The sequence below is a fragment of the Streptomyces sp. NPDC037421 genome (assembly GCF_055602105.1).
In genome coordinates this window covers 112,676-128,146 of record NZ_JBVJWV010000017.1, presented here as the reverse complement: position 1 = coordinate 128,146, position 15,471 = coordinate 112,676, and the positions used below count along the sequence as shown (strand labels likewise).

General features: G+C 76.1%; 12 protein-coding genes. 3 read left to right on the top strand and 9 right to left on the bottom strand.

The annotated features are described in order from the left end of the window. Positions 1 to 71 precede the first annotated feature (71 nt). The 7 genes from fxsT to ACZ7IF_RS23875 all read right to left on the bottom strand — a co-directional run bounded on the left by fxsT (position 72) and on the right by ACZ7IF_RS23875 (position 12,635). Positions 72 to 3,077, bottom strand: coding sequence for an FxSxx-COOH system tetratricopeptide repeat protein (fxsT, locus tag ACZ7IF_RS23905; protein ID WP_470974634.1), 3,006 nt, complete (start codon positions 3,075 to 3,077; stop codon positions 72 to 74). Positions 3,078 to 3,165: 88 nt separating this feature from the next. Further along, positions 3,166 to 4,500 (bottom strand): HEXXH motif domain-containing protein, encoded by a 1,335-nt coding sequence (locus ACZ7IF_RS23900; RefSeq protein ID WP_470974631.1) that lies wholly within the window; start codon positions 4,498 to 4,500, stop codon positions 3,166 to 3,168. Continuing rightward, entirely contained in the window at positions 4,497 to 5,765 is a 1,269-nt protein-coding gene (locus tag ACZ7IF_RS23895) for an FxsB family cyclophane-forming radical SAM/SPASM peptide maturase (protein WP_470974629.1), read from the bottom strand. The genes ACZ7IF_RS23900 and ACZ7IF_RS23895 overlap by 4 nt, the downstream gene beginning before the upstream one ends. A gap of 97 nt (positions 5,766 to 5,862) precedes the next feature. Then, entirely contained in the window at positions 5,863 to 6,072 is a 210-nt protein-coding gene (gene fxsA / locus ACZ7IF_RS23890; RefSeq protein ID WP_401250206.1) for an FxSxx-COOH cyclophane-containing RiPP peptide, read from the bottom strand. 67 nt (positions 6,073 to 6,139) lie between these two features. Continuing rightward, positions 6,140 to 9,445 carry an SAV_2336 N-terminal domain-related protein gene (locus ACZ7IF_RS23885; RefSeq protein ID WP_470974625.1) on the bottom strand — a complete coding sequence of 1,102 codons (3,306 nt, stop codon included), beginning with the start codon at positions 9,443 to 9,445 and terminating at the stop codon, positions 6,140 to 6,142. Positions 9,446 to 9,451: 6 nt separating this feature from the next. After that, on the bottom strand, positions 9,452 to 10,477 hold the full coding sequence (locus tag ACZ7IF_RS23880) for an AAA family ATPase (RefSeq protein ID WP_470974622.1): 1,026 nt from the start codon (positions 10,475 to 10,477) through the stop codon (positions 9,452 to 9,454). A gap of 88 nt (positions 10,478 to 10,565) precedes the next feature. Next, positions 10,566 to 12,635 (bottom strand): VMAP-C domain-containing protein, encoded by a 2,070-nt coding sequence (locus ACZ7IF_RS23875; RefSeq protein WP_470974618.1) that lies wholly within the window; start codon positions 12,633 to 12,635, stop codon positions 10,566 to 10,568. Between the two features lie 142 nt (positions 12,636 to 12,777). Here ACZ7IF_RS23875 and ACZ7IF_RS23870 point away from each other — a divergent pair, with 142 nt between their 5' ends. Continuing rightward, entirely contained in the window at positions 12,778 to 12,963 is a 186-nt protein-coding gene (locus tag ACZ7IF_RS23870) for a DUF6104 family protein (RefSeq protein WP_007266501.1), read from the top strand. 85 nt (positions 12,964 to 13,048) lie between these two features. Here ACZ7IF_RS23870 and sodN read toward each other — a convergent pair whose 3' ends face one another. After that, positions 13,049 to 13,444: a superoxide dismutase, Ni gene (gene sodN / locus ACZ7IF_RS23865; protein WP_007266490.1), complete on the bottom strand. Its 396-nt coding sequence runs from the start codon at positions 13,442 to 13,444 to the stop codon at positions 13,049 to 13,051. Positions 13,445 to 13,618: 174 nt separating this feature from the next. Between sodN and sodX the strand changes: the two genes are divergently transcribed. Beyond that, positions 13,619 to 14,038, top strand: coding sequence for a nickel-type superoxide dismutase maturation protease (sodX, locus tag ACZ7IF_RS23860; RefSeq protein ID WP_470974615.1), 420 nt, complete (start codon positions 13,619 to 13,621; stop codon positions 14,036 to 14,038). On the opposite strand, the gene ACZ7IF_RS23855 is transcribed toward sodX, so the two are convergent. After that, positions 13,942 to 14,571 carry a CGNR zinc finger domain-containing protein gene (locus ACZ7IF_RS23855; protein ID WP_470974612.1) on the bottom strand — a complete coding sequence of 210 codons (630 nt, stop codon included), beginning with the start codon at positions 14,569 to 14,571 and terminating at the stop codon, positions 13,942 to 13,944. The two genes, sodX and ACZ7IF_RS23855, sit on opposite strands and share 97 nt — an antisense overlap. A gap of 90 nt (positions 14,572 to 14,661) precedes the next feature. Here ACZ7IF_RS23855 and ACZ7IF_RS23850 point away from each other — a divergent pair, with 90 nt between their 5' ends. Next, complete coding sequence (locus tag ACZ7IF_RS23850) at positions 14,662 to 15,432, top strand: class I SAM-dependent methyltransferase (RefSeq protein WP_470974609.1); 771 nt, start codon at positions 14,662 to 14,664, stop codon at positions 15,430 to 15,432. The last annotated feature ends 39 nt before the right edge of the window (positions 15,433 to 15,471 follow it).

The window sequence follows — 15,471 nt, the reverse complement described above, 5'->3', positions numbered from 1 at the left end:
GGAAGGCCCGGCCCCCAGGTGGGGGGCCGGGCCTTCCGGCTTTCCCTCCGCTGCCGGGGTTGTCGCCAGGGCTAGGGCTGGGGTTCGAAGTCCCAGTAGGGGCGGGTTTGCTGGCGGGCCGAGACGGTGTGGACGTGTTGGGGGCCGAGGGTGCGGGTGAGGGCCTTGAGGCCGGCGTCCTCGTGCTTCGAGGCCTCCGCGTCCTCGCGTACCGACCGCAGGTCCGCCGCCAGGGCGATCTGGGCGCTGAGGGCCATCGGGTGGTCGGGGCCCAGGACCCGTTCGGCTCCGCGCAGGGTCTCCCGGCTGAGGTCCAGCGCCGCTTCCAGGCGGCCGGTGATGTTGCGGTGGCCGGTGGCGTTGAGGGCGCAGCCCAGGGTCCAGGGGTGGTGGTCGCCGAGGGCGCCGCGCATGCCGACCAGGGCCTGTTCCGCGAGGTTCAGGGCTTCCGTGCGCTCGCCCTGGGCGCGCAGCACCAGGGCGAGGTTGCCGACGGTGCCGATGCTGTAGGGGTGGGCGAGGCCGAGCTGCGACTGGTAGCCGCGTACGACCTCCTCGGAGATCCGGCGGGCCTCCTCGATGTCCCCGTACTCGCGCAGGTAGGTGGCGTAGTCGGAGGCGACCATCAGGGTCCAGGGGAACTCTGCGCCGAAGACCCGGGTGGAGCGTTCCAGGACGCTGCGCAGCCGGGATCCGGCGCCGGGGATGTCGCCGGTGCGGCGCAGGCACTGGCCGAGGTTGTGTTCGGCGCGCAGGGTCTGCGGGTGGTTGGCGCCGAGGACCTGGACGTGGAGTTTGAGGCCCTGTTCCTGGCGGGCCAGGGCCTCGCGGTAGCGGCCCATCAGGCGCAGGCCCATGGCGCAGCCGATGCCGGAGGAGAGGGTGGCGATGTGCCGGACCCGCAGCACCCGCTCGCGGCGGCGCAGGGTGTCGAGGTCGGTGTCGTAGGCCTCCTGGTAGCGGCCGAGGAGGCGCAGGGCGACGGCCACGTTGTTCTGGGCGCCGAGGGTGGTGGAGTCGTCCTCGCCGAGGAGTTCGCGGTAGGTGGCGAAGGCGTGTTCCAGCAGTTCGCGGGCCTCGTCGAACTTGGCGGTGCTGAGCAGGACTCCGGCGTAGGTGCTGGTGGCGCGCAGGGTTTCCAGGTCGCGGTCCCCGCGTTCGGCGAGGAGCCGGTCGGCGACGGAGCGGGCGAGGGTCTCGGCCTGCCGGAAGTGGCCGAGCATGCGCAGGGCGCCGCCGTAGTGGTAGCTGAGCTCGCGGACCTGGTCGTGGTCGTCGCCGAGCATGGCCCGCCAGACGCCGTCGGTCTGTTCGGACAGCCGCAGGCAGGTGCGGTACTCGCCGGCGAGGATCAGGTAGCGCAGGCAGTGCAGCAGGAAGTTCTGGATGCGGGGGTTGCTGCTGGTGAGGACCCCGGCGTGGTCCAGGTGCGGGATGAGTTCGGCGTAGCGGGGCCACAGCCGGGAGTCGGTGGGTCGGCCGGGGTCGGCGGCGGCGAGGACCTGGCGGACGGCCCGTGAGAGCCGGTCGGACTCGTCTTCGGCGAGGTTCTCGCGGACGATGTTGTGGACCATGCGGTGGAGCTGGACGGTCTCCAGGCCGCCGCCCTCCTCGACGGAGAGGTCGGAGTACTCCAGGCGGACCACGGAGAACTGGACGAGCTTGTTGAGGGCCGCGTTCCAGCGGATCTGGTCGTTGAGGATCCCGGCGAGGTGTTCGGGGACGCCGTCGGCGGGGAATTCGCGCAGCAGGCGCAGCGGGACCCGGCCGGGGGCGAAGAAGACGAACAGCCGCAGCAGGGCGAGGGCGTCGGGGAAGTTCTCCCGGACGTTGTTGAGGAGTATCGCCAGCGCGGTCGGGAAGGGCAGCGGGTAGTCGTCGGAGAGGGTGACGGCCTCGTGGGAATCGAGGCGGTGCTGGAGCAGGGTGAGGTACTCGCCGACGCCGAGCGGGGAGTCGGCGAGCCAGCCGGCGGTCTGGTCGAGGGCGAGCGGGTAGTCCTCCAGGGCATCGGCGAGCTGGTCGGCCTCGTCGCCGGTGAGCCGGCGGGCCCGGCGGCGGATGAAGGTGACGGACTCGGGGCGGGCGTAGAGGGGGACCTCGACGAGGCTGGTGTGCCGGGCGGCCCATTCGCGGTTGCGGGAGGTGATGATGACGTCGCCGGCGCCGGAGGGCAGCAGGTCGGTGAGGTCGTCGGGGTTGTCGCAGCCGTCGAAGACCATCAGCCAGCGGTGGTACGGGGACCCGCGCCGCAGTGCCTCCAGTACGGCCCGGATCTGCTCGCCGTAGCTGCCGGCGCCGCGCGGCAGGCCGAGGGCGGGGGCCAGGTCGGCGAGGCGTTCGCGCAGGGTGGGCCGGTCCTCGGCGGGCACCCACCACACCACGTCGTACTCGGAGGCGAAGCGGTAGGCGTACTCGGTGGCGACCTGTGTCTTGCCGACGCCGGAGAGGCCGAGCAGGGTGACGGTGGAGGCTCCGGGCGGTGACTCGGTGAGGGCGGCGCGGAGCCGGCCGATGACGTCGTTGCGGCCGGTGAAGCGGGGGTTGCGGCGCGGGACGCGGCCCCAGACCTCGGGCGGGTCGTTGGGGAAGCGGGGGCCGCGGCGGCCGCTCTCGGTGCCGATGCGGTCGGTGGGCAGCTCCAGCCGGCGCAGCACGCGGAATTCGGCCTCGTAGGCGTCCAGGCCCCACAGGTCGGTCTTCTCCAGGGCGGCGACGGCGCTGGGCAGTGGGGCGTCGGTGAGGCAGACGGCGGCGAACCGGTCGGGGTGGGAGGCGGTGACGGTGCGCAGGGCGGTGTTCCACTCCTCGTCGGTGTGGGTGCCGGCCGAGAAGTAGCGCTCGCTGAGGACGACGAGGATCCTGCCGCCCGCCCGGGCCAGGTCGTCGAGGGCCTCGGTGAGCCCGCCGGGGCTGCTCTGCGGGTCCCAGCGCTGGAGGACGACGCGGTGTCCGTGTTCCTCCAGCCGGTGGGCGATCCACACCGCCCAGGGGCGGTTGAAGCCCGCGAAGCTGATGACGAAGCGCTGCGCGGGGGCGGCTCCGTCGCGGTCGTGACGCATGGCGGTACCGGGCATGCGGCCGTCTCCCTGGGGTCCGTGCGGTGGACGGGGTGCGGGGCGGTGCGGAGGGGCTGGCTTGAAAGGTACCGCAGCGGACGGGGCGTCATACCCGTACGAACGGGGCGAGTTCGGGGTGTGCCTCGCACCAGGCGCGGCGTTCGCGTTCCAGGGTGCGGCGGGCTGCGGCGTGCTGGTCGCCGGGCGGCGGGGTGGCGTCCATGGCCCGCTCGGCGGCGGCCATGCCGTCGACGAACTCCCGTCCGGTGACGGTCAGTGCGGGGTGCGCGCGCAGGGCGGGCAGGACGGCGGCGACCTGGGCGCGGATCCGGGCGTGCTGGGCCCAGGCGCCGCGGGCCCCGTAGAGGGCGGCGTGCTGCCAGTACCCGGCGAGGGCGAGGTGGGCGTAGGTCCCGTGCAGCAGCCCCTCCAGCGGGCGCGGGTCGGCGCGCCAGGGGGCCCAGTGGCGGGGGGTGCGGTCGGCGGTGTGCAGGGTGAGGACGTCGGCGAGGGCGGCGAGTTTGCCGTGCTGCACCTCGTGGACCAGGGTCGCGGCGAGGGCGGGCGGGGCCTGCGCGCGGGCCAGGACGGAGCCCGCGGCGGCGGGCAGGGTGGCGCCGCTGGAGCGGGAGCCGCCGGCCAGCGGGACCACGGAGCGCAGCAGCAGGCCGATCTCCTCGGCGCGCGCGGAGTCGTAGCGGCCCAGCAGGGTGTGCGCGCCGGACCACTGGATGTCCCAGCGCTTGTGCCCCTTGGGGGTGAGGCGGCGGGCCGGGCGGACGGCGGCCGGGCCGGTGGCGGGGCCGGCGGGCGGGACCCGGTAGGGGTCGAGGTCGTCGAGGGAGGTGCGGGCGGCGCCGGGCAGGGCGTGCAGCGGGAGGACGTCGGCGGTGTCCCAGGAGCGTTCGGTCAGGGCGAGCCGGCCGGGGCCGTGGGGGCGGATCAGGCCGAGGGTGGGCAGGACGAGGCGGCCGTTGACGGGGCGCAGGGTGGCCTTGAAGCCGATTCCGGCGCGCAGCGCGGCGGCGACGGCGAGCGCCCCGAGGTGGCCGAGGTCGGGCGGGGGTCCCTGCGGGGCGTGCAGGCGGCGCAGGGTCTCCTCGGCCCAGACGCCGGTGGCGGGGTAGTGCAGTACGTCGTGCACGGCCGCGGGGTCCTGGCGTTCGGCTTCCTCCAGCAGCGCCCAGTGCTCGGCGGTCTCGGCGCCAGGTGCGGCGTCCAGTACGGCGCGCAGCAGGAGCAGCCGCTTGGAGCGGCGTACGTCGTGCACGAGGCGGGTGCCCTCGTCGGAGGGTTCGGTGGAGGCGAGGGCGCGCAGGGTGTGGGAGCTGACGGCGAACCGGGCGAGGTCCTGCCCCGGTGTCCCGGGCGTGGCGGGGGCTGCGGGTGCCCCGGCGCCGGTCCGCTGGGCGGGGAGGCCGGTGTCGGTGCCGTGGGTCATGAGGCGGCCCGCCCGGCGGTGGTGGCGGCCTCGTGCAGGGCGCGGGCGATGTGCCGGATGACGGCCTGGAGGTCGGCGCAGTACACGGACGGCTGTCGGAAGCCGTCCCCGGCCCGGTAGCGGTGCGGGTAGTGCCCGCCGCCGCACACTTCGACGAGTTCGCAGGCGCGGCAGCCGTCGGCGAGGGCGTCCCGGCCGAGCTGGCGGGCGGCGAAGCCGGGGTGGTCGAGCAGGTCGTCGAAGCTGTGGTGCTCCAGGGTCATGCCGGTCGCGGCGGCCCCCTCGTAGGCGGACTTCAGCGAATCGGCCTGTTCGATGCTGCCGTCGGTCTCGACGACGGCGGTGGTGACGGGCGCCAGGCCCAGGGTCTCGGTGGCGGCGGGCAGGCCGAGCAGCAGCGCGATGACCTCCTCGAAGATCCGGATCCTGGTGCGCCGCGCCCCGTCGTGCCACCAGCGTTCGAAGACGGCGAGGAGCCAGTCGCCGTACGGGGTCCCGTGCCCGGTCCGGCCGGGCGGCGGGGTGCTCCAGTTGGCCAGGGGCAGCAGCAGGCCGACGCTGGGCGGGGCGAAGGCGAGCAGGGACTCGTACGTCTCCACCGGGTCCTGGGCGATGTCCACCACGCACAGCACCCCGGCGTAGCTCTCGGGGTGGCGGGCGAGCAGCCGCAGCCCGCGCGCGGCGGCGGCGAAGCCGGGCCGGCCCGTGTGGTCGACGCGGCGCCGGTTGTGGGCGGGCAGGCCGCCGTCGAGGCTGACGCCGACCCGGATCCCGGCGGCGGCCAGGGCGGCGATCCGGCCGGCGGTGAGCAGGGTGCCGTTGGTCTGCACGGCGGCGGTGACGCGGGTGCGGGGCGCGTGCCGGGCCACGGCGGCCCGTACCGCCTCCACGGGGGCGGTGAGCGCGGCGGGCGCGGCGAGGAGGGGTTCGCCGCCGTGCAGGACGAGGTCCACGCGGGGCAGTTCGTGGGCGGCGGCGTGCTCGGCGATCCGCTCGGCGGCGCGCAGGGCGGTGGCGGGGGCCATGGTGGCGGGGCGGGTGCGCCAGCTGTGGTCGGCCATCTCGTACACGTAGCAGTAGGTGCAGGCGAGGTTGCAGCGGCTGTGCGTCTTGAGGACGAACTGCCGGATCGGCTGGGGGCGGTGGCCCGCGGCACGCAGGCCGGGGACGTCGAGCCGGGCGTACGGCCAGCGGGCGTGGCGGGCGTGACCTGCGAGGGTCCGGTGCGCGGGCAGCACGGGACCGCTCGTGATCGCTTGGCTCATCGCCTGTACCTCTCCCCTGCGGACGGTCCATCCCTGCCCTCCGCGGGGGCCCGGCTAACGGCGGAAAGTGGTCAACTCCGGCGCGGGGCGGCGGCCGTCAGGCGACGCCGGAGTCGAACGCGTTGAGGATTTCGGCCGGGTGCGTGACCCGGTCGACCAGGCCGTCGATGACCTCGGCGAGCACGGGGTGGTCGATCCCGCGCAGCGCTGCCAGGTCGATTCCGGTGAGGTCCGGGAGCCCGGGCCGCGGCCCGGGGCACGGGCGGGCCGGTGGTGGTGCTGCCGCTTCCTGACGTCCGGTCACCATGGGCTGCCCGTCCCCTTGTCGTGTGTGGTCCACTGCCCTTTCCCTGCGCCCGGCGGGGGGAAACGGCTCAGGTGCCCGCCTCCAGGGCCCGTACGCGGGCCCGGACGGCCCGGGCCCGTTCGCCGTCGGGGTCGCCCAGGCGCTGCCAGAGCTCCAGGGCGGCCCGGTAGGCGTCCAGGGCGGCGCGGGGGCGGGCGAGGCGTTCCAGGACCTCCCCGCGCAGTTCCTGGACCCGGGCGGCGAGCGGCAGCGCCGGGTCGGCCCCCTCGTCCCGGTCGGCCTCCAGGGCGGCGCGCCAGGCCCGCCGGTAGGAGTCCGCCGCGCGGTCGAGGCGGTCGGCGGTGCGGGTGTGGGCGTGGATCTCCTGCTGCACGTCGCCGTGCTCCCGCCAGGCGCGGGCCCGCTCCAGCGGGCCGTGGCCCTGCCGCACGGCCAGCTCCAGCAGGTACTCGGCCTCCCTCAGGTCGACCAGGTCCCCTTCGTAGGCGTGCCGCAGCCGCAGCCCGGCGGCCAGCCGCAGCAGCCGGTACGCCGCCCCGGGGTCGGACTGGGGCACGGCCGCGCGGCTCTCGCGCAGCACCCGTACGGCGGTGGACGCGAAGCGCCGCCCGTCGGCGGCCCGGGCCCGCTCCAGGAGTACGTCGCCCCACTCGGGCAGCAGCTCCCCGAAGGCCTCGCCGTCCCGGGGGATGAGCCGCCGGGCCCGGCCGTACGCCTCGGCCGCCTCCTCCAGGGCCGCCGGGTCCGCGTCGCGCGCGTACCGGGCCCGGTGCACGCGGGCCAGGCACAGCAGGGCGGCCAGCCGCAGTCCGGAATCCCCGGCCGCCTCCTCCAGGGCCGGCGCCAGCCGTGCGGCCGCCTCCTCCAGCCGGGCGGGCAGGTACCGCAGCGCCCCGCCCAGCTCGACCCGCACCCGCGCGGCGAGTCCGGGGTCGGGGGCGGGGCCGGCGGCGGGGTCCGGGGCGTCCGGGGCGGCGGCGTCGGGGGCCGGGGGCGGGGCGAGGAGGGTCGTCAGGGCCGTGGTCAGGGTGGCCGCCGCCGCCTCCGCCAGGGCGGTGCGTTCCGCCGGGTCCGGGGTGCGCGGGAGGAGGGCCACCAGGACGCGGCCCAGCGTCAGGAGGAGTTCGGGGTCCGCCGCCCCCGCGCCGGAGGCGATCGGCTCCAGGGCGGCCCGTGCCTCGTGCAGCGGCCCCGCGTCGTCGCGCAGCGCGCTCAGCCGGAGCAGGGTCCGGGCCCGCAGTACGGCGCAGTCCCGGTGCAGGGCGGGGTCGGCGGCCGCGGCGGCGAACTCCCGGTCGGCGGCGGCCAGCAGCTCCGGCGCCGCGCCGGCCGCCACCGCCCGCTCGTACAGCACCCGGCCCAGCGCCGCCCGGCCGGCGGCGGTGTGCAGCCCGGTGACGGCCCGCTCGGCCTCGTCGAGGAGTTCGGGGTCCCGCTGGACGGCCCACAGCCGCAGCAGTACCCCGGCGAGTTCGGTCTCGGCCTCCTCCGGGGGGTCGTCCGGGCCGGGCGGGGCGGCCACGGCCCGGCGCAGCAGCGCGGCGGACTCGTACAGGGGCCGTGCGTCGGCGTCGGACGTCCCCGCGGCGAGCCGCTCCCGGGCGGCGCGGACCGCCCAGCCGCGGCCGGGCGGCGGGTCGGCGACGGGGACCGGGACCGGCGGGGCGGGGGGTGCCGGGGCCTCCTCGGGCGGGCCCGGCAGGTAGCGGCGCACGACCTTCGCGGAGACCTGCGCGAAGGCTTGCGGGAGCTGCCCCGGCGGCACCCGGCCGCCGTCCCATCCGGCGTCCGGGCCGGGCGCCGGCGCGGTGTCCGGCTCGGCCGCGGGCTCCCCGGTGAGCTGCGCGACGGCCAGCGCGGGGAAGTTGCGCACGCCGCGGCCGAAGTGGGCCAGTACGTACTCGGAGCAGTGCTTGAGCACCAGCGCGGCCTCGTCCCGCCCCAGCGGCCCGAGCAGCACCTCCTGCACGCCGGGTACGAACTCGTACCACTGTCCGGCCGGTTCCCCGCTGCGCCGCAGCAGTCCGCTGAGCAGGACCTCGGCCAGGTCGGAGGGTTCCGAGTCGGGCAGCATCGTGCGCTGGACCAGCCGCATCACGGGCAGGGTCAGCGGCGCCGCCGCCAGGTAGACGGCGAGCCGGACGGCGCCGGGCGCGGCGGAGGAGCGGAACCGGCGCACGAGTTCGCGCGGCGGCCGGGCGGTGGGCGGCAGCGGTACGGGGGCGGCGGGGTGGCGGGCGAGGACGCGGCCCACCTCGGCGGGGACGGGCCCGGTGCCGAGTCCGGCGACGAGCCGGGCCCACGCCCCGAGGGCGATGGCGTTCGGCGGCAGCACGGGCACGGTGAGCCCTCCGGTGGGCCGCCCGGGCCGGGGCGGCCGTTCCGGCCGGAACCGCAGCCCCGGCCCGCCGCCCGCTCCCCCGCCCCCGCCGGCCCGTTCCAGCACCCCGCGCTCGGTCGGCAGCCAGCTGCGGCTCCACAGCCGCTGCGGCAGGGGCTGTACGACGGCGCAGGGCGCGCACTCGGCCCAGCGGTGCAGCAGCCGCTGTGCCTCGCCCTCCCGCCACAGCGGCCCGGCGCAGTCGGAGACCACGATGGTCAGGGCCCGCCCGGTGGGGTCGCGCAGCTGGTCGCCGGTGCGCAGTCCCGGGCCGGGTGCGGGGCCGCGGCCGACGGCGGCGGTGCCGTCCGGGAGCCGGTGCAGGTGGTGGGCCTGGACGTCCCGGAAGGCGCCGAGGCGCTCGCACACGGACCGGAGTTCCTCGAACATCTCCCGCCAGACCGCCATGGAGGGCGAGGCGTCCATGACGAGCCGTACGGTCGCCTCGCGCCGGCTCTCCGGCCGGAACACCGGGATGACCAGTCCGAGGGCGCGGGCGCTGGCCTCGGCGGTGGCGGTCTCGTCGAGGACGGTACGGGTGGGGCGGCCGGGGGGCCGGTGCCGCTGGAGGGCGCGCAGGGCCCGCTGGATCTCCAGGATCCGGGGCAGCGCCGCCGCCCCGGGCACGCGTACGGGCACCCCGCCCGCGACGGGGATCTCGGCGGCCGCCCCGGTGTCGGGGGCCTGGGGGTCCCCGGCGGGGTAGAGGCTGACCGGGTCCTCGGGGTCCGGTTCCTCCGGCGCCGGCTCCGGGGGCGGCTCGGCGGTGCTCCCGGGCCCGGGCGGGCCGGCCGGTTCTGCGGGCGTGGCGGAGCCGGGCTCCGGGACGGCTCCGGCGGGCCGGGCCGCCGTGCCGCCGGCCCGCGCGGCCAGCCAGAGCGCGTCGGCCAGCTCCTCGGCGGACGGGTCGAGCCCGGCGGCGCGCAGCAGCCCGGCGAGGGCGCGGATGTCCGCGGCCGCGGCCCCGTCGGGGTGGGCGGGTTCCTGGGGCACCGCGGCTCACCTCGGGCGGTCGAGGCGCTGGATGAGCAGGTCGGCGAGGTCGTCCCGGCTCGGCGGGGCGGCGTAGTGGGTGAGGTAGATGGCGTTGAGCAGCTGGTCGGCGGCGACCAGTTCGGAGCGGGAGCGGGTGAGGAACTCCCGGATCAGGTCGGCGCCGAGCTGGGCGGCCTCCTCGCCCAGGTGGGCGCGGACCATGGTGGCGAGGCGTTTCTCGCCGGGCTGGCCGAGCTTGAGCTGGATGCAGCGGCGCAGCAGTGCGGCGGGGAAGTCCCGTTCGCCGTTGCTGGTGAGGATGATGAAGGGGAAGGCGCGGCAGCGGACGCGGCCGTCGCGGACGGTGACCTTGGCCCCGTCGTCGGTGAGCACCTGCACCTCGGGTTCGGAGTCGGCGACGCGTTCGAGTTCGGGGAGGGTGAACTCGCCTTCCTCCAGGACGTTCAGCAGGTCGTTGGGCAGGTCGATGTCGCTCTTGTCGAGCTCGTCGACGAGCAGTACCCGGGGGCGTTCGGTGGGCAGCAGCGCGGTGCCGAGGGGGCCGAGCCGGATGTACCTGCCGATGCCGGGTGCGCCGGCCGGCCCCGCTCCGCCCGCTCCGCCCGCTCCGGCGGCGATCTGTACGTCCTGGAGCCGGGCGAGGGCGTCGTAGCGGTAGAGGCCCTCCTGGAGCACGGTCCGCGACACGACGGGCCAGCGCAGCACCCGGCCGAGCTTCAGCTCGTGGGCGACGGCGTGCGCGAGGGTGGACTTGCCGGTGCCGGGGTAGCCGGTCACCAGGAGGGGCCGGCGCAGGTAGAGGGCGGCGTTGACGGCCTCCAGCTCCTCCGGCTCGGGCCGGTGCAGCTCGGCGGCCTGCCGGTGGGCGCCGAGGCGGCGGGCCACGTTCCCGTCGGCGGCCGCGGCGGGCCCGCCCGGTTCGACGGCGGGGCCGCCGTCGAAGTCCCGCCAGGGCGGCGGTTCGGGCAGGGCCTCGATCCCGTCGTGGGGTTCGCCCACGCCCCGGTAGATGAGCCATTCCTCGTTCACGCCCGCTCCCTCCCGCAGGTCCCGCACCCGTACCCCGCTCCGGTTCCCCCGGCCGTCGCCGCCCGCCGGGCCGTCGAGGGGGGCCGCCTCACAGGTCCCCCCGCAGCGGCTCGTCCTCGGGCAGCGCCCGTGCCGGGTCGTCCCATACGAGGGCCAGCCCGGCCGCCCAGTAGGCGTCGGGGTCCGCCCCGTACGCCCGTTGCCGCAGGGCCTGGAGGCGCTGCGGCAGCACCGCGCCCCGGCCCGCCTCGGCCAGTTCCTCCCGCAGCCCCCGGTGGAAGGGGGCGCAGGACGCCCCCGGGTCGGCCGGGGGCCTGCGGCACACCACCACCCCGTAGCCGGCCTCGCGTACGGAGTGCAGCGCGCCCAGGGTCGGTTCGGCGGCCGCCGCACGGCAGAGCACCGGGACGGTGTTGTCGAGCAGCCCCGCCAGCCAGCCCGGCGAGGGGCTGCGGGGCCGGCCGCGCAGGCAGTCGGCCCGCTGGTCCAGCAGCGGGCCCGCCTGTACCCGAGCCCACCGCCCGGCCGAGACGGCCCCGCCGCCGAAGCGGAACACCACGGGCCGCTGCACTCCGACCGGTGTCCCGCCCGACACGGTCCACTCGTCGACCGCGAGCCCGAACAGCTCGGGGGCGACGGCGACCTCGAGGAGCGCGGCCGCCTCGTGCGTGTCGCACCGCCGGAACCCTTCGGCGAGCGGGGCTCGCAGTGCCTCCGGCAGGGCCGCCAGGGTGGCGCGTACGCCGGCGGCGACGGGGGTGACCCGGTCGGGGCGGGACGGGCCGGCCAGGACGGACACCCGCCAGTCGTAGACGTCCTCCCAGCCGTGCGCCCAGGCCTCCAGCAGTACCGAGGGCCCCGGCGGCAGCCCGGCGTGGCGCCGGGCGGGGCCGTGCGCCTGCCGGCCGGCGGCGGCGCGTCGGCGCCGTTCCCGCTCGGCGAGGCCGCGCTCGTGCCGCTCGCCCAGTTCCCGGCGCAGGGGGCGCCAGAGCCGCTCGGCGGTGGCCCGTACCCAGTCCCACAGTTCCTCGTCCGCGCCCGGGGCGGGCGGCTCGCGGTAGTCGGCGACGCTCACGCCGGTCGCGTACCGGAGCATGGCGGCGGCCTCGCCGCCCGCGCCGGGCGGGTCGTGCAGCAGACCGAGGCCGTCGCGCCAGGTGAGCGGGGCGGGCAGGGTGGTGTCGGGCTCCTCGCCCCTCGCCTGCTCGGCGAGTTCGCGTACGGCCTCCGACGAACCGGGCGGCGGCAGTTCCGCGAGCAGTCCGCACAGGGTGGTGCGCTCGCCGGGGGTGAGGCGGCCGCGGCCGCCGTAGGGGTCGCCGTCGCCGGCGGGCAGTTCGTCGTGCACGTCGGTCCAGGTCCTGCGGCTGTCGAGGTCGCTCAGGTGCCGGTCGTAGTGGTACAGGTCGTGGGCCTGCATGACCCTGCGGTAGAGGCCGGTCTGGCCGGTGGCCGCCATGGGCAGGGTCCGCAGCTGGGCCACGGACACGGCGAGGCCGCCGCCGGCTCCGTTGCGGCGGGCCTTGACCACTCCGACGACCTCTCCGCGCGCGAGGTCGACCACGGGCCCGCCGGACATGCCGGCTTCGATCTCGTCGTCGTCGCCGAGGCGGATCGCGGCTCCGCCCGCGGCGATGCCGCGCAGCCGGGTGGTGCGGCCGGTGATCTCGCGGTAGCCGAGTTCCTCGGTGCAGCCGAAGTAGGCGGCTTCGTCGAGGCGGGGTCTGGCCCGGTCGGTGAGCCAGACGCAGGCGTGGGTGACGGGGGCGAGGACGCGGACGAGCGCCAGGTCGGGCAGGTCCCACAGGGCACGCCGGCCGGGCCGCCGCTCGTCGAGCCGTTCGGGCAGTACGCATTCCACGCGCCCGGTGACGGTCCCGGTGGCGCCGTCGCCACCAAAGCCCCCGGAGCCGCCGGAGAAGAAGGTGATGCCGACCTCACGCCCGGCCAGCCGCACGGCAGCACCCCCTTCGCCGACCACGTGCGCGCACGTCAGGACCCAGCCCGGGGCGATGAAGAACCCGCTCCCCCACGTCGGCCCCGTCCCAGGGCTCTCATACCCGTCCGGGGGCGCGTGGACGCGTACGGTGGCGGCCCGGACGAGGGGCTCCAGGAGCTCGAAGGCGCGCGCGGATCCGGCCGTGCGCCCGTCCGGCATCTCTGGTCCCCCGTCCCCCGCTCGCCCCGTGAAGGGCGTCCAAGGTAGCGCCGGGTGACCGGCGGACGGGAGGGTCTCGGAGGTAAGCGGATTATCCTGGCGGGAAACACCCCCATCACCACCACACGGCACGGAGCCCGACTTGTACTTCACCGATCGCGGCATCGAGGAGCTGGAGAAGCGGCGCGGCGAGGAGGAGGTCACCTTCGAGTGGCTCGCCGAGCAGCTCCGCACCTTCGTCGACCTGAACCCGGACTTCGAGGTCCCGGTGGAACGCCTGGCGACCTGGCTGGCCCGGCTGGACGACGAGGACGAGGACGACGAGTAAGTCCGAGCAGCGCGTACGCACGACTGAGGGGCCCGACCGCGTGCGGTCGGGCCCCTCAGTCGTGTGCCGCTGGGGAGGGCCTGGATCAGGCGGCCTTGGTCTCCCAGAAGATGCGGTCGATCTCGGCGATGAGCTCGAGGGCCTTGGCGCCGGTCGCCGGGTCGTTCGACGCCTTGGCGGCCGAGAGGGCCTTCAGGGTGTCGTTGACCAGGGTGTGGAGCTGCGGGTACTTCTCGAAGTGCGGGGGCTTGAAGTAGTCGCTCCACAGCACCGAGACGTGGTGCTTCGCGAGCTCGGCGCGCTGCTCCTTGATGGTGATGGCGCGCGCGCGGAAGTCCGCGTCCTCGTTGGCCTGGTACTTCTCCTGGACGGCCTTGACGGACTCGGCCTCGATGCGGGCCTGGGCCGGGTCGTACACGCCGCAGGGCAGGTCGCAGTGGGCGGAGACCTTCACCTTGGGGGCGAAGAAGCGGGAAAGCATTGGAGTGGGTCCTCCTCGTGATCGTCTTCTCAAGGGTGGAGATTACTCGCTGAGAATCCGGAAATCGCGGGCGCCCCCATGGGCTTAGGACAAAAGTCCAGCCCCGGCCGAGCGGGGGTGAGCGAACGTACGGGGCCGTACGGCAGCATGCGGGGAGCGATGAGGAGGCCGGAGATGGTGCGGAGCAGGCAGGCGCGGGTGCGCGTCGGGATCACCGAGGTGACGGGGCCGTCGATGGTGCCGACGCTGGTGCACGGGGACCGGCTGGCGGTCCGGTACGGGGCGCTGGTCCGGCCGGGTGACGTGGTGGTGTTCCGGCATCCGCTCCAGCAGGACCTGCTGGTGGTGAAGCGGGCGGCGGAGCGCCGGCCGGGCGGCTGGTGGATGCTCGGGGACAACCCGTTCAACGAGACCGGGGACAGCACCGACTACGGCGCGGTCCCCGAGGAGCTGGTGCTGGCGGTGGCCTTCCTGCGGCTGCGGCCGCGCCCGGCGGGTCAGCGTTCGCTGAGGGCGCGGCTGTCCTGGGCGCTGTCGGCGGTGCGGCCGCTGCGTGCGGACGCCTCGGCCTCCAGCCGCTTGCGGGCGCGGTAGGCGGCGACGTTGGCGCGGGTGGCGCAGCGGTCGGAGCAGTAGCGCCGGGAGCGGTTGGTGGAGGTGTCGAGGTAGGCGTTGCGGCAGGGCGGCGCCTGGCACAGGCCCAGGCGGTCGGGGCCGTGCTCGGTGAGGGCGAAGGCGAGTCCCATGGCGGCCATGGCGGCGTAGCCGGCGGAGGCGTTGGAGGGGTGCTCGGCGAGGTGGATGTGCCAGTCCGGGCGGCCGTCCTCGCGGATGGTGTCGTGGCCGGTGACCTGGGGGCTGACGGGGAACTCCATGAGGAGGGAGTTGAGGAGGTCGACGGCGAGGGCGTGGTCGCCGCCGTCGGCGGCCTCGAAGACGGCGCGCAGCCGGCCGCGGACGTTGCGGAAGCGGGTGACGTCGGTGTCGGTGACCCGGCGGGCCATCTGCACGCTGGCGCCGAAGAGGGCGCGGACGTCGTCCACGGAGGTGAGGGCGTCTTTGTTGCGGGCCGGCTCCTCGGTGTTGACCAGGCGCACGGCGAAGTCCGAGTAATGGGCCAGTTCCACTTGTAGTCCTTACGGCTGCGGATTAGTGTCTACGGCAGCCGGGTAACGGCTGCCTTGGCTTCGAGGGTATTACGTGTGGAGGGGTTCGGGATGGCGGACGCCGTGACTGGCTCGTTCGGTACGGACTGGCGGGCCTGGCAGGAGAGCTGGGACCGCCAGCAGGAGTGGTACATGCCCGACCGCGAGGAGCGGTTCCGGGTGATGCTGGACATGGTCGAGGCCTTCGTGGGCCCCTCGCCCCGGGTGCTGGACCTCGCGTGCGGTACGGGAAGTATCACGGACCGGCTGCTGCGGCGGTTCCCGGAGGCGACGAGTACGGGGCTGGATCTCGACCCCGCGCTGCTGACGATCGCCCGGGGCCACTTCGCCGGGGACGACCGGGTCACCTTCGTCACCGCCGACCTCAAGGACCCCGGCTGGCGCGCGGCGCTCCCGTACGACTCGTACGACGCCGTGCTGACCGCGACCGCCCTGCACTGGCTCCCGAGCACCGAGCTGGCCGTCCTGTACGGGCGGATCGCCCCGCTGGTGCGCCCCGGCGGGGTCTTCATGAACGCCGACCGCATGCCCGACCCCGCCAGCCCGCGGATCGGCGCCGCCGAACGCGCCCACCGGCACGCCGGGATGGACCGGGCGCGGGCGGCGGGGGTCCTGGACTGGCGGGAGTGGTGGGCGCTCGCGGCCGCCGACCCGGTGCTCGCCGGGCCCGTGAAGGCCCGGTTCGAGATCTACGGGGAGCACGCCGACGGCGACACCCCCGACGAGGACTGGCACGCCCGCACCCTGCGCGAGGCCGGTTTCGCCGAGGCCCGCCCGGTCTGGCGCTCCCCCTCGGACGCCCTGGTCCTAGGTCTGCGGTAGGAACTTCGCGCACACGCCGCAGGGGCGGTACGGGAACCC